Raw genomic sequence first — 17,795 nt, 5'->3', positions numbered from 1 at the left:
CTGCACAGGGAAGTGCCACCGGTGTCTCACAACCAAGGAATGGTTCTGGCCGTACGATGGACGTACAAAGAGGCCGGCCGATGGACACCGCCCCCACACGCGCCCGTGATCGGCGCCTGGAAGTTCGGGCCACGGCGGAAGACCGCCAACTGATTGATCGGGCAGTTGCCGCTTCCGGCACCGATCTCACGGGATTCGTGATCACCCATCTGCGCCTGGCCGCCCAGCAGGTGCTTGCCGACCGCGAAGGCTTCCGCCTTGACCCCGAGGCGCTCGACGCCTGGGAGCGCATCAACCAACGACCGGCACGGTCGCTGAAGGGCCTGCGCGAGTTGATGGATCGGCCCTCACCATTCCAGGGGTGAGCGCCGATTACCTGTCGCCCCGCCTGCTGACCGCCGCCGATCGCCTCGACGGTTTCGAATGTCGATCAGAAGAGCAAACGATCTGGTTGAGGCAGCACGCTCGCCAGGCCCATGCCCGTGGAGGCACCAGCAGGGTGTTCGTGGTCAACGAAGTCGGCGGCAGTGATGTGGTGGCTTACTACGCCTGGTGCATGGCCAGCACCACTCCTGCCCAGGCTCCGCAACGGCTGCGGAAGGGTGCCGGCCGCTATCCCCAGCCCGTTGCCCTGCTGGCCCGGCTCGGTGTCGACCTTGACCATGAAGGGCGAGGCCTCGGTGCCGCTCTATTGGCGGATGTGATCAGCCGTACAGCCCAGATCGGCTCCGAAGTGGGTTGTCGGGGACTGCTCGTCCATGCCGAGAGCGCATCAGCCAGGGCGTTCTATCTGCATCTGATTCCAGAGTTTGAGCCGTCCCCCACTGACCCCTTGCATCTGGTGCTGCTGATGAAGGACATCCTGCGGACGCTGGGGTGAGTTCCCTACGCTCAGTAGAGATCAAAGAACGGATTCCGCGAATGAGAACCGTGAAAAGCCTGATTGAGGAACTGGCCAGGTTCCCTGCAGAGGCTCTTTGCCATGCCTACGAAGGTGAGATCATCGGGATCGTTGTTCGGCACTGCGGACGCGAGGGAGTGATCCACTGCAGTGAGCGTGAAGGCGCTGAGCAGGAAACAGAGACGTTCAAAGACTTGTAAAGCGCGGCAGATCAGATGGTCTGGAGGTCATCGCTGGAATCGCGAAAATTGATCCGCTGGTCTTTCAAGCCCGTGACTGAGCTCCACAGATCAGCGGCCTCGATGTCAGCGAGGAGTTGCTGGTGATCAGAATCCAGTGATGCCGGAAAGCTCAGTCCATCCTTTCGGTGCCATGCGTGAAATCATGTCCATCAGCCTGCCGGCGGATCGCATGGACGCGCTCGACCAAGTCACGGCCGCAGAGGGGATCTCGCGCAGCGATCTGGTCCGGGCCGCCATGGCTCCGTACGCCGAGGCCCAGGGGGTCTTCAACGATGACGACGTCTTCCACCTGGTGGCGTGAGGCTGGTGGTCGACGCCGCAACCCAGACGTGTGGCCATGCCTTCCCCGAAAACGATCAGCGGGCCAGGCCCAAGAAGACCAGGATGGAGCGATTCAGCCGCACCAGAAGCGCGTCATCGAGGATTCCGATCCTTCGACCCAGCCATGCGCGAGGCAGTGTGGTGAGCTGGCCAGCAGCAGCCGGCCTGCCCGCCACGGTCCAGATCTCACCACGATTCATTGCTGAACCTGATCCGGCCAGATGGAGATGGCGTCCACAAAGGCCTGGTCTTCGGCCTCCAGGGGGCCGGCATTGGCCAGAAGGCTCTGGCGACGGGCCTCGGAGGCGAACCGGGGTGACCGCACGTCGGGCACCCAGATCTGGATCGGCCGCAACCCCTGGGATCGCAACCGCTGGCGGGCGCCGCAGTCCGTCGCTGGATCCATGGAGACCCACCTGCGGTCACACCTAACACGATAGGAGGGCTGACCCACGGCGCCGCAGGCCCCAGGCTGGGGCATGCACGACGCCGCGAGACGGCGGGCCATGAGCGATCCAGCCACCCCCACCGATCCCGCCCAGCTGCGCCGCGACTACCGGCTCCAGGACCTGCGGCGGGGCGATCTGGCGGAGGATCCGGTGGCGCAGTTCCGCCGCTGGTTCGATCAGGCGGTGGCCGCCGCTCTGGACGAGCCCAACGCCATGGTGCTGGGCACCAGCGATGGCGTGCGCCCCAGCGCCCGCACCGTGCTGCTCAAGGCCTTCGACGAACGGGGCTTCGTCTTCTTCACCCACTACGAGAGCCGCAAGGCCAGCGAGATCGCCGCCCACCCGGAGGTGAGCCTGCTGTTTCCCTGGTATGGGCTGGAGCGGCAGGTGGCCATCCTGGGCCGGGCCGAGCGGATCAGCGCCGCCGAGTCGCTGGCCTACTTCCTCTCGCGCCCCGTCGGCAGCCGGCTGGGGGCCTGGGTGTCGCAGCAGAGCACCGTGATCGGCTCCCGCTCGATCCTGGAGATGCAGTGGGACGCCATGAAGCGCCGCTTCGCCGATGGCGAGGTGCCGCTGCCGCCGGCCTGGGGCGGCCTGCGGGTGGTGCCGTTCGAGTTCGAGTTCTGGCAGGGCCGCACCAACCGCCTGCACGATCGCTTCCGCTACCGGCCTGACGGCGGGGCCTGGACCATCGAGCGGCTGGCGCCCTGAGGCATTATGCGGCTATGCTCATAGCACTTGATGCCCGAGCACCCATGACTGTCGCGCCTGCGCCCTCCCTGTCCCTCCTCGCTGCCGCCGGGGGTGAGCCGCTGCTGTTCCGCCAGCTGTTCGATGCCGACACCGGCACCTTCACCTATCTGCTGGCGGAGGTGGCCAGCCGCAGGGCCCTGCTGATCGATTCGGTCTTCGAGCGGCACGACCGCGACCTGGCGCTGATCCGGGAACTGGGCCTCGAGCTGGTGGCCGCGATCGACACCCACGCCCATGCCGACCACGTGACCGGCAGCTGGCTGATGCACGAGGCCACCGGCTGCGCCATCGGCCTGGCGGCCAGCGTCGGCGCCGAGAACGTCACCCGCCCCCTGAAGCACGGCGATCGCGTCCTCTTCGGCGGCCGCCATGTGGAGGTGCGCGCCACCCCCGGCCACACCGACGGCTGCCTCACCTTCGTCCTCGACGACCACACGATGGCCTTCACCGGCGACGCCCTGCTGGTGCGCGGCTGCGGCCGCTGCGACTTTCAGCAGGGCAACGCCCACACCCTCTGGGCCTCGATCACCGGGCAGATCCTCACCCTCCCCGACCACTGCCTGCTCTACCCCGGGCACGACTACACCGGCCGCAGCGTCACCTCCGTCACCGAGGAGAAGGCCTTCAACGCCCGCCTCGGCGGCAACGCCACGGAGCGGGACTTCGTGGGCCACATGGAGAACATGCGCCTGCCCCATCCCCACCGGATCGCCCAGGCCCTGCCGGGCAACATGCGCTCCGGCAAGCCCCGCGACGCCAGCGCCGCGCCCGCCTGGGCGCCCATGGCCCGCAGCTATGCCGGGCTGCCCGAACTCAGCCCGGCCTGGGTGGCCGCCCACCGCGGCGATGTCACCGTGCTGGATGTGCGCTCCGCCGAGGAGTTCGACGGGCCCGACGGGCGCGTGGCCGGCAGCCTGCTGATCCCCCTGCCGGAGCTGGAGAGCCGCTCCGGCGAGATCCCCTCAGGTCGCCCGCTGGTGGTGGTCTGCCATTCGGGCAGCCGCTCGGCCCTGGCCACCCAGCAGCTGCTCAAGGCCGGCCGCCAGCAGGTCGCCAACCTCCACGGCGGCCTGAGCCGCTGGGCCGCCGAGGGCTTCCCCCTGGAGGGCGTGATCCAGGCCTGAAGCGCTGCCCAATGAATTCCATCCCCTTCCTTCTCCCGTCCCCTCCGACCATGACCACCACCACCACAGCCACCCCCAGCCGCATCAGCGCCCACGACCTCGCCGACCAGCTGGCGACCGGTGAGGTCACCGTGATCGATGTGCGCGAGCCGATGGAGTTCGTCACCGGCCACATCGCCGGCAGCCTCAACGTGCCCCTCTCCCGGCTGGCCCAGGCCGACCTGCCCCGCGGCCCGCTGGTGCTGGTCTGCCAGAGCGGCAACCGCAGCGCCAAGGGCCTCGCCCAGCTGCTCGGTCAGGGCCATCCCCACCCCGTCGCCGACCTCCTCGGTGGCGTGCCCGCCTGGCAGCAGGCCGGCTTCCCGGTGCGCAAGCTCAAGGGGGCGCCGCTGCCGCTGATGCGCCAGGTGCAGATCGTCGCCGGCAGCCTTGTGCTGCTGGGGGTGATCCTGAGCCAGGCCGTGGCCCCCGGCTGGATCTGGCTGAGTGGCTTCGTGGGCGCCGGGCTCACCTTCGCTGGCATCTCCGGCTTCTGCGGCATGGCCCGGCTGCTGGCCGTGATGCCCTGGAACCGGGTGTCGCTCGGCTCAGCCCGGGGCTGAGCTCCGGCGCCACAGGCCCAGCCATTCGTCCGGGCGCTGGTCCACCGATCCGGTGGCCGGCTCCCAGAGCTCGGCCACCAGGCTTGCGGTGGCACCAGAACAGCCCCAGCAGCCAGCCGCCCGGCGCCAGCAGCCGACAGACGGTGGCGATGTAGGCGTCGCGGCGGCCCGGATCGATGGCACAGAAGCAGGTGTGCTCCACGATCCCCGTCAGGCTTCCGGGCTCCAGACCCCCCGCCTCCAGGGCCTGCTGGTCGAACAGGTCGGCCTGCAGCCAGCGCAGGCGGGCCTGCTCAGGGCCGTGCCACACCCGCGCTTCGGCCACGGCCTCGCCGCTGAAATCCAGGCCGATAACGCTGAAGCCGAGCTGCTAGAGCAGGCCAGTCTCATGGCCGCGGCCGCAGCCGCAGCCCGGCACCAGCACTGTCCCCGGCGGCCGTGGGGCCAGCGGATGGCTGCGCAGAAACTTCTCCAGCGGCGGAGCCGGCCGGCCCAGTTCCCAGCCGTCCGTGCCCTGCCGGTAGCGCTGGTCCCAGTGGCCTGGCTCAGCGGTGGTTGCCGGTATGGAGGATGACTTCCGCATCCGCCTGGATGCCGCCGCCTCCGAGCAGGAACGGGGCCTCGCCGTTGCTGACGCCATCGCCTACATGCAGGAGCGCATGAAGCTCTGCCCTATCTCCCGCAACCTGCCCGACGGGGTGCGCAAGCGCATCGACATCACCTCCCTGGGCTGAATCCTTGCGCAAACCTTCGATCTGGTCGATCCGCGGCACGAACAAGGCCGCCGATCAAGCCGCTCAACGTTCCTGGGGCGATTCTCCGGAGAGTTCGGTTCAGGCCAGATTGTGCAGGGTCAGGGTTTGTTCGGGGGTGAGATCGATGCGCAGCGGCCCGGCACTGCTGGTCAGTGTGAGGCGCAGGGGCAGGGCGTCGCTGGGACGGGGGGTGAGGGCCTCAAGGTCGAACTGGGCCGAACCAGCGGGAATGGGCGTGCCATCTGGAGGCACGATTTCCTCGCTCCTGTTCACCAGGGTCCAGCGCTGACCCATGGTGTCGCTGACCTGCAGGGCGTCGGCGTGGTTCAGCTCAATGCCGGCCCCGAGTGCGTTGAGGCGCAGGCGCCAGCCGCTGTTGTACTCGGGAAAGGGTTGCTCGAAGACTGAGGCCTGGACGCGGTGTCCGGCTTCATCGCTCAGTGGCCAGCTGTCGACTGCCGCTGCCGGGGCAACCAGCACCAGGGAAGCCAACAGGACAGCCAAGAGGACAGCCAAGAGGACAGCCAAGAGGACAGCCAAGAGGCTGATTAGCCCCTGGCGCCAGCGACGTCCAAGCCGCTCGAAACAAATTGTCATATTCATGTTGCTTTAGCTTCTATGTCGATAACATCATAGCGAGATTCAAGGCCTTCCCCCTGTCCACTCCGCTCCTGGCCGTGGTCCATTTCCCCGCCCGGTCAGGTCTCGGCACTCCCTCACGCGCTGCCTGCTGATGCTTGCCACGTTCGATGTCGTAACCCTGTCACGGCTGCAGTTCGCTCTGACGGCGATCTTTCACATGCTCTGGCCTGTGCTCTCCACCGGCCTGGCGATCTATCTGGTGGTGCTGGAAGCCATCTGGCTGCGCACACGCAACCCCCTTTACTACCGGCAGGCCCGCTTCTGGGCGAAGCTCTACGTGCTCAATTTCGGCATCGGTGTGGCCTCAGGTCTGCCGATGGAGTTCCAGTTCGGCACCAACTGGGCGCCACTGTCCGAGTTCGCCGGCGATTTTTTCGGGTCGGTGCTGGGCTTCGAGGGGGCGATGGCCTTCATGCTCGAAGCCGGATTCCTCGGGATCATGTTGTTCGGCTGGCAGAAAGTGCCGCCGGTGATCCACTTCCTCTCCACCGTGATGGTGGCCTTCGGCGCCAACCTCTCGGTGTTCTGGATCCTCAGCGCCAACTCCTGGCTGCAGACTCCGTCGGGCGGCACTTTTTCCGAGGGCCATTTTCATGTGCAGAACTACTTCGCCGCCATCAACAACCCCTTCATGGTGAGGAGTGTGATTCACATGGCCCTGGCCACAGTGGAAACCTCCATACTGGTGGTGGCAGCGATCAGTGCCTGGTCGCTGATGCGCCAGAAGGCACCGGAGTTCTTCCTGTTTTCCTTCAAGCTGGCGCTGGTGATCCTGCTGGCGGTGGCGCCGCTGCAGATCCTGGCCGGCCACGAAAGCGCCGTGCAGGTGGCCGAGCATCAGCCCACCAAGCTGGCCGCGATCGAGGCCCTCTGGGACGACCAGGCCGCCGGCAGCTCCCCGGCCTGGACGGTGCTGGCTTCCCCCGATGAGGCCAGCGGCAGCAACCGCTGGAGTCTGTCGGTGCCTGGCGCCTTCAGCTGGATCCTGGAGACGCGGCCGCAGCTCAGCCAACCGCTGCGTGGGCTCAACAGCTGGCCCGCCGACCAGCGGCCCCACATGGTGGGTCTGCTCTTCTATGCCTTCCGGGTGATGGTGGCGATCGGCCTGGCTGCGGCGGCCCTGATGGCCCTCAGCCTGCTGCTCTGGTGGCGAGGCGGCCTGAGCGCCGCCAGCTTCGCCCAGTGGCCCTGGTTCAGCTGGGCCTGGATCCTTTCAGCCCCGGCCGGCTACCTGGCGATTGAATCTGGCTGGGTGGTGCGTTGCGTGGGCCGCCAGCCCTGGACGGTCTACGGCCAGCTGCGGACCGCCGATGCCGCCTCGGTGCTGCCGGCGGGCGAGGTCCTCACCAGCTTGAGTGTGTTCGCTGTGATTTACACAGTGTTGCTGGTGTTCGCGCTTTGTTTCGGCTCCCGGATCATCGCCAAGGGACCGAATCTCACCCTTGAGCCGCCCCCTGGCCTTGCCACCGCCGTGATTCTTTCCGACCCATCGGCGAGCGCCTGACCATGGAGTTCCTCGAATGGTTCATGCCCACGGTCTGGTTTGTGATCCTGGCCCTGTTCCTGCTGCTCTATGTGATCCTCGATGGTTTTGATCTGGGGGTGGGCATCCTCTCGCTCACCTCCCCCAGCGAATCCCAGCGCACGATCCTGATGACGAGCCTCGGCAATGTGTGGGATGCCAATGAAACCTGGCTCGTCCTGATGGGCGGCGCCTTGTTCGGAGCCTTTCCCCTGGCCTATGGCACCATCCTCAAGGCCCTCTACGGCCCCATCTACCTGATGATCCTGGGGCTGATCCTGCGGGCCGTCGCCTTCGAGTTTCGCGAAAACGCCACCAACAAGCGCCCTTGGAACCTGATGTTCGGTATTGGCAGCGTTCTGGCCGCTGGTTCCCAGGGCATCTGTCTGGGCACGGTGCTCTCGGGCATCCCCACCGATGCCGCAGGACACTTCACAGGCTCCGTCTGGATCTGGGTGAACCCCAGCAGTCTGGTGGTGGCTCTCACGCTTATCCAGGGCTACGTGTTGATCGGCTCCACCTACTTGATCCTCAAAACCAGTGGTGAGCTGCAGCGGTTGCACGTGCGCACCGCTCGCCTGGCGGCTGCCACCACCCTGGGAGGAGCCCTGCTGATCACCTTCACGGCACCGTTCGCATCGGAAACGCTGCGGCAGCGCCTGTTTGATCCTGCGTTCCTGCCCTTCTTTGTTATATTGCCGCTGCTGGGTGTCGCCCTGATTGTTCAACTGTTCCGCAGCCTGGCGATGCAGCAGGAGTTATGGCCCTTCGTGTACACCGTACTTCTGTTCATCCTCAGCTTCGCTGGCCTGGGAGTGATGGTGTTTCCGGCGGTGATTCCGCCGTCGGTCACGATTTTTCAGGCGTCGTCGTCGGTAAGTTCGATGGTGTTCATGCTGACGTTCATCGGTGTGCTGATTCCCATCATGCTCTTCTACAACATCTACAACTACATCGCCTTTCGAGGCAAGGTGAGTGCCGAATAGGGAAAACCGCTGACCACCAGCACGATCAATCCCCCTAGGATGTATCGAAACCCCATATGTCTCGCCTTCGCTCGCTCCTGCTGGGGGTCGCCCTTGCCCTCTGCCTGCTGATCTCAGCGCCTCAGGGTGCCGCTGCGGCTACCACGATCGCCCCTCCGGATACCACGGTTGCTGCAGGCGAAGCAGCTGCCATTGACGCCGCAGTGGAGCAGTACCTCTCCAACCTGCCGGGTGATTTTCACGCGATTCGATCGGTCCCAGCCTTGAAGCGCCTGCTCGCCAGCGGCAACGTGTCGCTGATTGACGTGAGGACCCCTGCCGAGTACCGGGCGGGACACATTCCCGGAGCCATCAACAGACCGTTGAACGATCTCAGCCACCACGTGGCTGAGATTTCCCCAGAGCGAGAGGTGGTGCTCTATTGCTCCAGTGGCTTTCGCTCTGCCATGGGAGTGATGGCGCTGCAGCTGGAGGGCCGCCACCAGGTGAAGGGCTTTGCACCCAGCATCGAAGGCTGGAAGGCGGCTGGTGAGCCCGTGGTGGCCACAGAAGGCGCGTAGGCCTGGGGGTTGCTGGCGGGGTGCTGATGGTGGCCGGCGTCTTCGGCAGCACTCACGCCGCGCCGGCCTGGCTGCAACGCATCGATCCATCCGCAAAGAACCACCAAGATCGCAAGGCCCAGGCGGGCTTGCTTCGCACACTGAAGGAACAAGCCTCCAGGCCGATGAACCCGTCGATCAACCAGGCCCTGCGGCTGATCACGCTCTGGATCGCCTGGCTGCTGGCGATGCTCTTCCACGTGGACCTGGGCCTGATGCCCCTGTTCCATGGTCAGTCGCCGGAGATCCACAGCCATGTGCAGGAGGGGGCCCTACCCCTGCTGTTCGGGGCGATGCTCGGCTACTTTCTGCTGCCGCTGATTGCGATTGTGCTGATCGCCTACGCCGCCACCACGGTCGGTCCGGACACGCACTGGCGGCCCTGGCGGCGAATCCACTTCTGGTTCAGCGTCGTCTATTCGGTCACCAACGTCCCCCATCTCATCGCCGACATCCTGGTGCCCGATGCCCGCCTCGATCAGATCGTGCTGATGGTGGCCCTCACGGTCTTCGGGCTGCTGATCAACGTGGAGGCCTGGCGCTGGTGGCGACAGACCCCATGACTCGGTCACGTTGACGAGGAAACGATGCGCAGTCCTCGGAAAGGCTGGCTGCTGACGCCGATGCTTGGAATGGTGCTCGGCCTGCTGCTGGCGCTCACCCCTTCGCTGGCCCCTGCCCAGCCCGGCGTGGGGGGAGCGGAACTTCAGGTCTTCGTGCGCGAGGGCTGCCCCCACTGCGCCGCCGCCAAGGCCTTCCTCCCCGAGCTGCAGAAGCGACGCCCGGAGATTCAGGTGCGTCTGCGGCCGCTCGAATCCGATCCCGCCGCGATCGACGACCTGATGCGCTACTCCCGACAGGCCGGTATTGGTGCCCCTGGGGTGCCCACGTTCGTCCTCGCAGGCCAGGTGCTTGTGGGTTTCGATGACGCCGAGGGCCGCGGCAGGGAACTGCTCGACTTGATCGATCGACGGGAGCGTGCCTCCGGCAACGTGAACCTTGGCCGCTTCGGCAGCATCAGCGCCACGGCGCTCGGCCTGCCGATCTTCACCCTGGCCATGGGGCTGCTGGATGGCTTCAACCCCTGCGCGATGTGGGTGCTGCTGTTTCTGCTCTCGCTGCTGGTGCACTGGCGTGACCGGCGGCGCATGGCCCTGGTGGCCGGCACCTTTGTGGTCGTGAGCGGGGCCGTCTATTACGCCTTCATGGCGGCCTGGCTGAACGTCTTCCTGCTGCTGGGCTTCACCGCCTGGCTGCGGCTCCTGCTTGGATCCCTGGCCCTGGTGCTGGGGGTGGTGAATCTGGGCGAGTTCTGGCGCAAGGGTCCGAACTTCACCCTCTCGATTCCCGCCAGTGCCAAGCCGGGTCTCTATGCGCGCATGCGCGGGGTTATGCAGAGTCAGTCCCTGCCGGCAGCGCTGGCCGCGGTGGCGGCCCTGGCGGTGGTGGTGAACGCGGTGGAGCTGCTCTGCACCGCCGGGCTGCCGGCGGTCTACACAGCTGTGCTCAGTCAACAGAACCTTGCTGCGGCTGCCCATTACGGCTACCTGGGCCTCTACATCGTGGGCTACATCGCCGACGACGCCCTGCTGGTCGGTTTCGCCGTGCTGGCGCTGAGCAGCAACAAACTCACCGAAGGCACGGGCCGGTGGCTGAAGCTCATCAGTGGTGTCGTGATGGTGGCCCTGGGCCTGCTTCTGGTGCTTCGGCCCGGCTGGCTGTTCTGAACAGGCTCACTCAGCGGCGGGTCCAGGTACCAATGTCGACGACGGAATCGAGATCGGAGGTGTGACGATAAACAACCTGAATCTGGTTGGGACTGATGATCTTGCCATCCGAAAATCCATCCTCATCGACAATGTACATGGTGGCATTGTCATGGCCGAGCGTGCCGACAAACTTCTCCGTTGCGTACTTGGATTTGAAGACTCCGTGGAAAACTCGACCCTGTTGCTTGGTGATTTGAGCAACGGCATTGAGATCACTGAAATCACCATGATGATGAGTCTTGCATCTCGATGCTTCGACTTTGCAGAGCACGGCCCCCTTTCCTTCAACTGTCCATGTGCCGATCATGCTGGGAATGACAGGGCCAGCCAAGGCTGCAGAGAAGGTTCCTGCACAGATAAGAGTTGTCACGCCAGCCATGGCCAGCCTTGCCGTGAGAGGCTTGGCGATGGAATTCGCGATCGCAGCATAGCTCATTAGCCTATAAACGAACGTCTCATCTACACCCTAGGCATAGAAGGCAATCACGAATAAACCACGCAAACTAATGACATATCAGCAGACAAGGCTTTTCTGCCGGTTGTACGAATTTGCAGTGCTGATCTGGACAACACGACGCCAGACAGGAATCAAGTATGTATTGCGGTTTCCACCCAAACAGCAAGGGGGACATCCCGATCCGAATGAACCAAGGCTGCAGCCAGTGGACATTCCCTGCTCAACGCCCGCATCAGTGAGAGCCAGGGCTACCGCCAATCGAGGCCGGGCAGAAAGGGAACGATCGCCGGGGTCGATGTCATGTAGTCGGCATAGCCGCTGTGCATGGAACACAGGCGCTGCTCCTCACGTCGTGCCTTGAGGCTGAGTACGGACGCCAGCGCCAGCAGCAGGCCAAGGTGCAGCAGGCTGCCGAGGGCCAGGGTCACCCCCAGGGAACAGAGCAGCAACGACTGGTAGAGGGGATGGCGGCAACGGCCGTAGGCCCCCTGGGTGATCAAGGGCGCACCGGGCATCGGCTCCGGCAGCGGACTGAGACTGTCACCGAGGTTCAGGGCCCCCTGGGCGCCGAGGACCAGGCCGATCAGGACGGTGAGCCCGCCGATCACGCGCAGCGCCAGGGGCCAGTGAATCCCCAGAGCCGAGGGGGGAGGCGTTGGCGGCAGCCAGTGGGCGGCGATCAGGATCATCTGCGCCAATACCCACCACTCGCCGTGGCGGTTGTCCCGCAGACCCTCCCAGGAGAAGCCCCACTTCTGCATGCGTTCGTTCAGTTGGCTCAGCACGGTTCGATCTCCTCAGGTGAAGGGGGTGGGCCTGGCTGGCGCCACAGGCCCAGCCACTCGTCGTTGCGCTTATCCACCGACCCGGTGGCCGGTTCCCAGATCTCCGGCACCAGCCCTGCCTGGCGCAGCTGGGTTTCCAACGCCTCCGGGTCACTGCCCCAGGGCGGGCCGCCCTGCTGGCGGTGACACCAGAACAGCCCCAGCAGCCAGCCGCCTGGTGCCAGCAGTCGGCTGGCGGTGGCGATGTAGTCCTCCCGCAGGCCGGGATCGATGGCGCAGAAGCAGGTGTGCTCCACGATTCCGCTGAGGCTGCCGGGGGTCAGGCCCGCCGCCTCCAGGGCCTGCCGGTCGAACAGGTCGGCCTGCAGCCACTGCAGGCCGGCGCGGTCCTCGCCATGGAGCCTGCGGGCCTCGCGCAAAGCCTCGCCACTGAAATCCAGGCCGATGGCCAAGAAGCCGAGGTCTTCCAGCAGGGCGACCTCATGGCCGCGTCCGCAGCCAGGCACCAGCACCCTGCCCGGCGACTGGGGCGCCAGCGGATGGCTGCGCAGGAGCTGGGCCAGCGGTGGGGCGGGCTGGCCCAGCTCCCAGCCGTCACGGCCTTCCTGGTAGCGCTGGTCCCAGCGGCTCGCATCGGCGATGGGGCTCTGGCTGGAAGGACTCATGCCTCCAGCTTGCCCCGTTCAATCGCAACATGTCTTGAGCAGCATGGCTACAGCCTGCGGGACCATCAGCAGGGGATCGATCCGGGGAGTGTGGCGCTGAGCATGGGGCACTCCCTAGAGGTGCATCTGCGCAGCTATCCATGGGCTTCAGGTCAGGGGGCAGCCGCAGCTTTTGCGAGAGCTTTGGAGAGATGAGGTACGAGAGGGAATGGCGACGAGGAGTTGTAGGCATGCCCGACGAACTTTGCTCACTGGGCCGTGGCGGGACACCCCCTGAGCTGGGCCGCGTTCGCCCGCGGCTGCAGGTGATCACGCCGAGCAGGGTGCCGGGCTGTCCGTGCCTACTGAAGCAACAGCCCGGCCAGGAGCAGGCCCCAGGAGAACGGTCCCGTGGGCCCCAGCGGATCCAGTGTGAGCTTTCGCCCCCGAAAAGCCGCTGCAACTGCTGCCCGCGCAGCTCGGCAACCTGGCCGGTTTCACTTGTCAGGGCAGGCCGCCTTGGTGGACGGGTCCGGCCCAGCGGACTGGCTAGCTGCCAGTTGGGGGTCCTGCGGCAAAAGGAACGCCAAGACACAGGACCAACGAGGCGGAAGCCCAACCCAGTCAGGTTGCAAGGTTCGGCGGCAGCTCATGGAGCGCCTGCACCACTTCAGGTTGCAGCATGACCATGACCGTGGCCTCTGGATTGTCGGTTGGCACCTCCAGCTGCAGCGGCAGCACGTCGCTGGGCCTGGGGTCCAGGCCTTTGGCGTCGAACTGGGCCGAGGATTCGGGGATCACCTCCTCCCCCTGTCGCACCAGTTCCTCACTGCGGTTCGGCAGCTCCCAGGCGCCGCCGAGGCCATCGCTCAAGAGCAGTGGCCTTTGGTGATCGACTATCTGCCCGGGTGAGCGGGCAGTCAGGCGCACTCGCCAGCCGGCTGGGTAGGCGGGATCAGGTTGCTCGAACAGGGTCAGGCCCCAGGAACGACCCGAGGAATCCGTGAGGGTCCAGCGCTGTGGATCGGCTGCTGCCTGGGCCTGGAGCGGCAGCAGCATCAGGGTCAGGGCAAGCAGAGCAGCGGCGAAGACGGGCCGCCAGTTGGGTCGATGCAGCCGGTGCGCAGCTGGGCGGAAACCCGCACCAGCCCTTTGAGAAAGAATGCTCATAACGCCTCTCGCGTCATAGAAGGCTTCAATGCTACTGTTGTATTGGGAAGAGTCGGCGCTTGGTTGGCCATCCACCACGATGGCCCGCCCTCGCCTTCGCGGCTCTCCCCAGTCCCGTCCTCATTCCTCGCCATGACGACAACCATCCTCAAGCGTTCCTGGAGCAACCCATGGAACAGCTTCAAGGACTGGGTGACCAGCACCGAGAACCGCCTCTACGTGGGCTGGTTCGGCGTGCTGATGATCCCGACCTTGCTGGCTGCCACCGTCTGCTTCGTGATCGCCTTCATCGCCGCTCCCCCCGTCGACATCGACGGCATCCGCGAACCGATCGCTGGCAGCCTCCTCTACGGCAACAACATCATCACCGCCGCCGTCGTGCCATCGAGCAACGCCATCGGCCTGCACTTCTACCCCATCTGGGAAGCCGCCAGCCTCGACGAGTGGCTGTACAACGGCGGCCCCTACCAGCTGATCATCTTCCACTTCCTGATCGGCATCTTCTGCTGGATGGGCCGTGAATGGGAACTCAGCTACCGCCTGGGGATGCGCCCCTGGATTGCCGTGGCCTACAGCGCCCCGGTGGGTGCCGCCACCGCCGTGCTGCTGGTGTATGCCATCGGCCAGGGTTCCTTCTCCGATCCCATGCCCCTGGGCATCTCCGGCACCTTCAACTTCATGCTGGTGCTGCAGGCGGAGCACAACGTGCTCATGCACCCCTTCCACATGCTCGGCGTGGCCGGAGTGTTCGGCGGCGCACTGTTCTCCGCCATGCACGGCTCGCTCGTCACCAGCTCCCTGGTGCGGGAGACCACCGAAACCGAGTCCCAGAACCGGGGCTACAAGTTCGGCCAGGAGGAGGAGACCTACAACATCGTGGCCGCCCACGGCTATTTCGGCCGGCTGATCTTCCAGTACGCCTCCTTCAACAACAGCCGCAGCCTGCACTTCTTCCTGGCCGCCTGGCCGGTGGTGGGAATCTGGTTCGCCACCCTGGCGGTGATCAGCTTCTCCTTCAATGTGAACGGCTTGAACTTCAACCACTCCGTGCTCGATCACCGGGGCCGGGTGATCAACACCTGGGCCGACATCCTCAACCGCGGCGGCCTGGGCATCGAAGCCATCCACGAGCGCAACACCCACAACTTCCCCCTCGATCTGGCGGCCACCGCCAGCACCCCCGTGGCTCTCACGGCGCCTGCGATCGGTTAGTGGGACTTTGAATCCCGCCCAGCCGACCCTGCTTCGCTCCATGGACTGAGCCGCCACCCTGGGGCCTGGAGCGATCCGGGCCCTTTTGAATCTCCTGATTCCCTCCCCCTTCGCCGATGGGCAACCTGGCAAGGCTTGAAATGATGCCGCCTTCGCGGATCCCTTTCGTTCCCGAGGTCCCATGCCCTTCGCCCTGAACTTCGTCCACCCGCTGCTGATGTGGGTGCTGCTGGGCCTGATGCTCTACTCGGGCTACCTCGGCTACAAGGCCAGCTTGATCCGCAAGGTGAGCGCCGAGGAACGCAAGGCGCTGGTTCCCCTGCACTACGGCCAGCGTCATGCCCAACTCGGTGCGGTGATCCTGGGCCTCACCCTGCTGGGCGCCGCCGGTGGCATGGCTGCCACCTTCCTCAAGAACGGCAAGCTGATCATCGGCCCCCACCTGTTTGTCGGTCTTGCCGTTGCCGTGCTGGTGATCGCCACGGCCTCCCTGGGCCCTTCCCTCCAGAAGGGCAAGGACTGGGCCCGGGGCCTGCACGTGGCCATCAACGGGGGAGTGCTGCTGCTGTTCGGCTGGCAAGCCACCACTGGCATCGCCATTGTCCAGAAGCTGCTGAGTTCAGCGGCATCACCAACCTCTCTTGGCACCTGATCCGATGACGTTCACCACTCCTCTCCAGCGGCTGGCACGGCTGGCCCTCTCAACCCTGCTCCTGATGCTGGTCGGCGTTGGGCTGTTGACGGCCCGGCCGGGTACCGCCCTGGCAGCGGAGGCCTCGCCGCCGGTCGATTCGGCAGCACTCTCCAAGGCCGTTGTGGCGATGGAGCAGCTCGATCAGATGCGCATCTCCCTGGCCTCCACCCTTGAGGGCCGCACCGAGGAGCCCACCATCGAAACGATGAAGGAGGTGTGCAAGCCGGTGGGCATGCGGGCCATCGCCATCGGCAAGGAAAACGGCTGGCAGGTGCGCCAGGTGGCCAGCAAATACCGCAACCCCGACCATGCCCCCGCCAACGCTCAGGAGCGCCAAGTGATCGATCTGTTCAGCCGACACCCTGAGATCAACGGGCTCTGGGAGCCGGCCGTGGCAGACCAGGGCGCCGGCCTGAACTACTACCGCCGCATCAACATCGAGCCCAGCTGCCTGGCCTGCCACGGCACCAAGACCAGTCGGCCGGCGTTCATCAAGGCCAACTACCCCGACGACAAGGCCTTCGACTTCAAGGTGGGTGACCTGCGGGGCATGTATGCCGTGCACCTGCCGGAGGTTGAGGCAGCACTCGCCGCCGCGGCGGGCTGAGCCACGCCACTGCCAAGATCTTTCTACAGTATGCGTATCACCTCATAAGTGGATCGGACGTTCCTGAGCCATGACCTTCATTCCCGCGCTTCCGTCCAGCGACGAGGTCCCCAGCCTGGGGCGTCGCCAGTTCATGAACCTGCTCACCTTCGGTGCCGTCTCCGGGGTGGCGCTCGGCGCCCTCTATCCGGTGGCGCGCTACTTCATGCCTCCACGGGAGGCTGGCTCATCGGGTGGTGCCCTTGCCCTCGACGAGCTCGGCAATCCGATCGCGGCCAGCGGCTGGCTGGCCAGCCATAGCGAAGGCGACCGCAGCCTGGTGCAGGGCCTCAAGGGCGATCCCACCTATCTGATCGTTGAAGGAGAGGGCGCCATCGGCGCCATCGGCCTCAACGCCATCTGCACGCATCTGGGCTGCGTGGTCCCCTGGAACAGCGGTGAAAACAAGTTCATCTGCCCCTGCCACGGAAGCCAGTACGACCCCGAGGGGGCCGTGGTCCGCGGTCCCGCCCCGCTGCCCCTGGCCCTGGCCCATGTGGCCGTGGAGGACGAACGGGTCCTGCTCAGCACCTGGAGCGAGAGCGATCCCCGAACCGGCGAGAAGCCCTGGTGGAGCTGAGCTGAGCGTCAGGAAGCTGGCTCCAGCCACTCAGGACGGCTCAATGGATGGGCAGAGGTGGGTCCTGTTGAAATTGGCGGACTCGAAACGTTGGCCCTCGTCATCCTCCGCCTGCATCATGTCCACGAAGGCCTGACCGAACAACACCCGGGAGATGGGGTAGTTGTGATGGGCATAGATCGGTCGCTCCAGGGTTTCGTCAATGCCGCGGAAGGACACCAGGATCTCGGCCTCGCCAGCGGCCAGATCCCGGGCTGTTCGCCCCCGCAGCGGGCTGCGGTCATTGATCGGATGCATCAGCGTCCAGGTGAGCAGAAACAGCGGGGAGCGATCGCGGTTCAGGGCCAGCGGGTGCAGACGCCGCATCCGATGGCCCTCTGTCGTGCGCTCATCGATGGCGAGATAGGCCTGAACCGTGGCCTCCAGGATGGTCTTGCGGCGTTCGTTGGCCAGGCGAAACATCAAGGTGGGCTGGCCGTCGTAGTCGTGCACGGTGGCCACCTCCGAGAACAGGATCCGGGCCGTGGAACGGGAGAAGCGACTGAACGCCATCCCCGTCGTCAGGGCGATCACGATCAGTCCCAGCAACGATTCGACGGTGACGACCAGATGGGTGAACAGGCTGCTGGGATGGAAAGCGCCATAGCCGATTGAGCCCAGGGTCTGAACGCTGAAGAAGAAGGCCTCGAGGAAACTGGTGGTCTCGCCAGCCACCCCGGCAATGCCATGGGGATCGAGCCAGTAGAGAAGGGCGAACAGCAGGTTGAGCAGCAGATACCCTGCGGCGATCAGCCCGAAGAAACCGGGCCAGGGCACCGCCAGCATCAGGTGATTGGGGTGGCGCCAGTGCCGCAGCCAGTCGGAGGGGTTCACCGCAGTGAAGATGCCCCCATGCTTCTGCAGCCGCAGCGGAGCTGGAGGCATCGACGCGACCGGCGAGGT

At 65.5% G+C, this 17,795-nt stretch carries 25 protein-coding genes; 16 read left to right on the top strand and 9 right to left on the bottom strand.

The genetic code is table 11. The features are described from left to right. Positions 1-80: 80 nt before the first annotated feature. The 3 genes from H6G99_RS09965 (at position 81) to H6G99_RS09955 (ending at position 1,444) form a co-directional block, all read left to right on the top strand. Positions 81-365, top strand: coding sequence for a type II toxin-antitoxin system TacA family antitoxin (locus H6G99_RS09965; protein ID WP_094585876.1), 285 nt, complete (start codon positions 81-83; stop codon positions 363-365). Continuing rightward, a complete protein-coding gene (locus tag H6G99_RS09960; RefSeq protein WP_190611357.1) occupies positions 362-880 on the top strand; it encodes a GNAT family N-acetyltransferase in 519 nt (172 codons plus the stop codon). Before H6G99_RS09965 ends, H6G99_RS09960 begins: the two co-directional genes overlap by 4 nt. A gap of 405 nt (positions 881-1,285) precedes the next feature. After that, positions 1,286-1,444, top strand: coding sequence for a ribbon-helix-helix domain-containing protein (locus tag H6G99_RS09955; protein WP_190611356.1), 159 nt, complete (start codon positions 1,286-1,288; stop codon positions 1,442-1,444). A gap of 216 nt (positions 1,445-1,660) precedes the next feature. On the opposite strand, the gene H6G99_RS09950 is transcribed toward H6G99_RS09955, so the two are convergent. After that, the gene (locus tag H6G99_RS09950; protein ID WP_190611354.1) at positions 1,661-1,870 is read right to left on the bottom strand and encodes an antitoxin MazE family protein; all 210 of its coding nucleotides are present in this window, start codon (positions 1,868-1,870) and stop codon (positions 1,661-1,663) included. A gap of 100 nt (positions 1,871-1,970) precedes the next feature. Here H6G99_RS09950 and pdxH point away from each other — a divergent pair, with 100 nt between their 5' ends. The 3 genes from pdxH to H6G99_RS09935 are packed head-to-tail and all read left to right on the top strand — an operon-like array spanning position 1,971 to position 4,392. Beyond that, entirely contained in the window at positions 1,971-2,624 is a 654-nt protein-coding gene (gene pdxH / locus H6G99_RS09945) for a pyridoxamine 5'-phosphate oxidase (protein ID WP_190611353.1), read from the top strand. A 44-nt stretch (positions 2,625-2,668) separates the two neighbouring features. Then, positions 2,669-3,790, top strand: a complete 1,122-nt coding sequence (locus H6G99_RS09940) for an MBL fold metallo-hydrolase (protein ID WP_190611352.1) — start codon at positions 2,669-2,671, stop codon at positions 3,788-3,790. Positions 3,791-3,840: 50 nt separating this feature from the next. Continuing rightward, entirely contained in the window at positions 3,841-4,392 is a 552-nt protein-coding gene (locus tag H6G99_RS09935) for a rhodanese-like domain-containing protein (protein ID WP_190611350.1), read from the top strand. Here H6G99_RS09935 and H6G99_RS16590 read toward each other — a convergent pair. Then, complete coding sequence (locus H6G99_RS16590; protein ID WP_353617220.1) at positions 4,298-4,702, bottom strand: class I SAM-dependent methyltransferase; 405 nt, start codon at positions 4,700-4,702, stop codon at positions 4,298-4,300. The two genes, H6G99_RS09935 and H6G99_RS16590, sit on opposite strands and share 95 nt — an antisense overlap. Before the next feature lie 60 nt (positions 4,703-4,762). After that, complete coding sequence (locus tag H6G99_RS16585; RefSeq protein ID WP_353617215.1) at positions 4,763-4,975, bottom strand: class I SAM-dependent methyltransferase; 213 nt, start codon at positions 4,973-4,975, stop codon at positions 4,763-4,765. On the opposite strand from H6G99_RS16585, the gene H6G99_RS09925 reads away from it, so the two are divergent. Further along, a complete protein-coding gene (locus tag H6G99_RS09925) occupies positions 4,956-5,126 on the top strand; it encodes a hypothetical protein (protein WP_190611349.1) in 171 nt (56 codons plus the stop codon). The genes H6G99_RS16585 and H6G99_RS09925 overlap by 20 nt on opposite strands. Positions 5,127-5,225: 99 nt before the next feature. Here the strand turns inward: H6G99_RS09925 and H6G99_RS09920 are convergent, their stop codons facing one another. After that, positions 5,226-5,651, bottom strand: coding sequence for a DUF3122 domain-containing protein (locus H6G99_RS09920; protein ID WP_190611348.1), 426 nt, complete (start codon positions 5,649-5,651; stop codon positions 5,226-5,228). 229 nt (positions 5,652-5,880) lie between these two features. Between H6G99_RS09920 and H6G99_RS09915 the strand changes: the two genes are divergently transcribed. From H6G99_RS09915 to H6G99_RS09895, 5 genes are all read left to right on the top strand, one after another. After that, the gene (locus H6G99_RS09915; RefSeq protein ID WP_190611346.1) at positions 5,881-7,293 is read left to right on the top strand and encodes a cytochrome ubiquinol oxidase subunit I; all 1,413 of its coding nucleotides are present in this window, start codon (positions 5,881-5,883) and stop codon (positions 7,291-7,293) included. Between the two features lie 2 nt (positions 7,294-7,295). Next, on the top strand, positions 7,296-8,297 hold the full coding sequence (gene cydB / locus H6G99_RS09910; RefSeq protein WP_190611345.1) for a cytochrome d ubiquinol oxidase subunit II: 1,002 nt from the start codon (positions 7,296-7,298) through the stop codon (positions 8,295-8,297). Between the two features lie 56 nt (positions 8,298-8,353). After that, a complete protein-coding gene (locus H6G99_RS09905) occupies positions 8,354-8,857 on the top strand; it encodes a rhodanese-like domain-containing protein (RefSeq protein WP_190611344.1) in 504 nt (167 codons plus the stop codon). Between the two features lie 164 nt (positions 8,858-9,021). Further along, on the top strand, positions 9,022-9,459 hold the full coding sequence (locus tag H6G99_RS09900; RefSeq protein WP_190611343.1) for a hypothetical protein: 438 nt from the start codon (positions 9,022-9,024) through the stop codon (positions 9,457-9,459). A gap of 24 nt (positions 9,460-9,483) precedes the next feature. Next, a complete protein-coding gene (locus tag H6G99_RS09895; protein ID WP_199297106.1) occupies positions 9,484-10,623 on the top strand; it encodes a glutaredoxin family protein in 1,140 nt (379 codons plus the stop codon). 10 nt (positions 10,624-10,633) lie between these two features. On the opposite strand, the gene H6G99_RS09890 is transcribed toward H6G99_RS09895, so the two are convergent. The 4 genes from H6G99_RS09890 to H6G99_RS09875 all read right to left on the bottom strand — a co-directional run bounded on the left by H6G99_RS09890 (position 10,634) and on the right by H6G99_RS09875 (position 13,610). Continuing rightward, positions 10,634-11,101: a hypothetical protein gene (locus H6G99_RS09890; protein ID WP_190611341.1), complete on the bottom strand. Its 468-nt coding sequence runs from the start codon at positions 11,099-11,101 to the stop codon at positions 10,634-10,636. Positions 11,102-11,370: 269 nt separating this feature from the next. Next, on the bottom strand, positions 11,371-11,907 hold the full coding sequence (locus H6G99_RS09885; protein WP_353617214.1) for a methyltransferase: 537 nt from the start codon (positions 11,905-11,907) through the stop codon (positions 11,371-11,373). Further along, positions 11,901-12,572: a methyltransferase domain-containing protein gene (locus H6G99_RS09880; protein ID WP_190611339.1), complete on the bottom strand. Its 672-nt coding sequence runs from the start codon at positions 12,570-12,572 to the stop codon at positions 11,901-11,903. The genes H6G99_RS09885 and H6G99_RS09880 overlap by 7 nt, the downstream gene beginning before the upstream one ends. A 603-nt stretch (positions 12,573-13,175) precedes the next feature. Beyond that, on the bottom strand, positions 13,176-13,610 hold the full coding sequence (locus H6G99_RS09875) for a DUF3122 domain-containing protein (RefSeq protein ID WP_286191091.1): 435 nt from the start codon (positions 13,608-13,610) through the stop codon (positions 13,176-13,178). A gap of 243 nt (positions 13,611-13,853) precedes the next feature. Here H6G99_RS09875 and psbA point away from each other — a divergent pair, with 243 nt between their 5' ends. The 4 genes from psbA (at position 13,854) to petC (ending at position 16,853) form a co-directional block, all read left to right on the top strand. Continuing rightward, positions 13,854-14,933, top strand: coding sequence for a photosystem II q(b) protein (gene psbA / locus H6G99_RS09870; RefSeq protein ID WP_190611338.1), 1,080 nt, complete (start codon positions 13,854-13,856; stop codon positions 14,931-14,933). A gap of 181 nt (positions 14,934-15,114) precedes the next feature. Further along, entirely contained in the window at positions 15,115-15,585 is a 471-nt protein-coding gene (locus tag H6G99_RS09865; protein ID WP_190611336.1) for a DUF4079 domain-containing protein, read from the top strand. A 4-nt stretch (positions 15,586-15,589) separates the two neighbouring features. After that, positions 15,590-16,234, top strand: coding sequence for a Tll0287-like domain-containing protein (locus H6G99_RS09860; RefSeq protein WP_190611335.1), 645 nt, complete (start codon positions 15,590-15,592; stop codon positions 16,232-16,234). Positions 16,235-16,304: 70 nt separating this feature from the next. Next, on the top strand, positions 16,305-16,853 hold the full coding sequence (gene petC, locus H6G99_RS09855) for a cytochrome b6-f complex iron-sulfur subunit (protein WP_190611333.1): 549 nt from the start codon (positions 16,305-16,307) through the stop codon (positions 16,851-16,853). A gap of 30 nt (positions 16,854-16,883) precedes the next feature. On the opposite strand, the gene H6G99_RS09850 is transcribed toward petC, so the two are convergent. Beyond that, the gene (locus H6G99_RS09850; RefSeq protein WP_190611332.1) at positions 16,884-17,777 is read right to left on the bottom strand and encodes an ion channel; all 894 of its coding nucleotides are present in this window, start codon (positions 17,775-17,777) and stop codon (positions 16,884-16,886) included. Positions 17,778-17,795 lie beyond the last annotated feature (18 nt).

The sequence above is a fragment of the Synechococcus sp. FACHB-909 genome, assembly GCF_014698945.1.
GTDB lineage: Bacteria > Cyanobacteriota > Cyanobacteriia > PCC-6307 > Cyanobiaceae > Cyanobium.
This window is presented reverse-complemented; position numbering and strand designations above follow the sequence as displayed.

Bases quoted from the DNA above. Each gene is read 5' to 3' on its own strand.
- H6G99_RS09965 (WP_094585876.1), top strand. From the start codon at position 81: ATGGACACCGCCCCCACACGCGCCCGTGATCGGCGCCTGGAAGTTCGG.
- H6G99_RS09955 (WP_190611356.1), top strand. From the start codon at position 1,286: ATGTCCATCAGCCTGCCGGCGGATCGCATGGACGCGCTCGACCAAGTC.
- H6G99_RS09950 (WP_190611354.1), bottom strand. From the start codon at position 1,870: ATGGATCCAGCGACGGACTGCGGCGCCCGCCAGCGGTTGCGATCCCAG.
- pdxH (WP_190611353.1), top strand. From the start codon at position 1,971: ATGAGCGATCCAGCCACCCCCACCGATCCCGCCCAGCTGCGCCGCGAC.
- H6G99_RS09940 (WP_190611352.1), top strand. From the start codon at position 2,669: ATGACTGTCGCGCCTGCGCCCTCCCTGTCCCTCCTCGCTGCCGCCGGG.
- H6G99_RS09935 (WP_190611350.1), top strand. From the start codon at position 3,841: ATGACCACCACCACCACAGCCACCCCCAGCCGCATCAGCGCCCACGAC.
- H6G99_RS09925 (WP_190611349.1), top strand. From the start codon at position 4,956: ATGGAGGATGACTTCCGCATCCGCCTGGATGCCGCCGCCTCCGAGCAG.
- H6G99_RS16585 (WP_353617215.1), bottom strand. From the start codon at position 4,975: ATGCGGAAGTCATCCTCCATACCGGCAACCACCGCTGAGCCAGGCCAC.
- H6G99_RS09915 (WP_190611346.1), top strand. From the start codon at position 5,881: ATGCTTGCCACGTTCGATGTCGTAACCCTGTCACGGCTGCAGTTCGCT.
- cydB (WP_190611345.1), top strand. From the start codon at position 7,296: ATGGAGTTCCTCGAATGGTTCATGCCCACGGTCTGGTTTGTGATCCTG.
- H6G99_RS09905 (WP_190611344.1), top strand. From the start codon at position 8,354: ATGTCTCGCCTTCGCTCGCTCCTGCTGGGGGTCGCCCTTGCCCTCTGC.
- H6G99_RS09900 (WP_190611343.1), top strand. From the start codon at position 9,022: ATGAACCCGTCGATCAACCAGGCCCTGCGGCTGATCACGCTCTGGATC.
- H6G99_RS09895 (WP_199297106.1), top strand. From the start codon at position 9,484: ATGCGCAGTCCTCGGAAAGGCTGGCTGCTGACGCCGATGCTTGGAATG.
- H6G99_RS09890 (WP_190611341.1), bottom strand. From the start codon at position 11,101: ATGAGCTATGCTGCGATCGCGAATTCCATCGCCAAGCCTCTCACGGCA.
- H6G99_RS09880 (WP_190611339.1), bottom strand. From the start codon at position 12,572: ATGAGTCCTTCCAGCCAGAGCCCCATCGCCGATGCGAGCCGCTGGGAC.
- H6G99_RS09875 (WP_286191091.1), bottom strand. From the start codon at position 13,610: ATGCTGCTGCCGCTCCAGGCCCAGGCAGCAGCCGATCCACAGCGCTGG.
- psbA (WP_190611338.1), top strand. From the start codon at position 13,854: ATGACGACAACCATCCTCAAGCGTTCCTGGAGCAACCCATGGAACAGC.
- H6G99_RS09865 (WP_190611336.1), top strand. From the start codon at position 15,115: ATGCCCTTCGCCCTGAACTTCGTCCACCCGCTGCTGATGTGGGTGCTG.
- H6G99_RS09860 (WP_190611335.1), top strand. From the start codon at position 15,590: ATGACGTTCACCACTCCTCTCCAGCGGCTGGCACGGCTGGCCCTCTCA.
- petC (WP_190611333.1), top strand. From the start codon at position 16,305: ATGACCTTCATTCCCGCGCTTCCGTCCAGCGACGAGGTCCCCAGCCTG.
- H6G99_RS09850 (WP_190611332.1), bottom strand. From the start codon at position 17,777: ATGCCTCCAGCTCCGCTGCGGCTGCAGAAGCATGGGGGCATCTTCACT.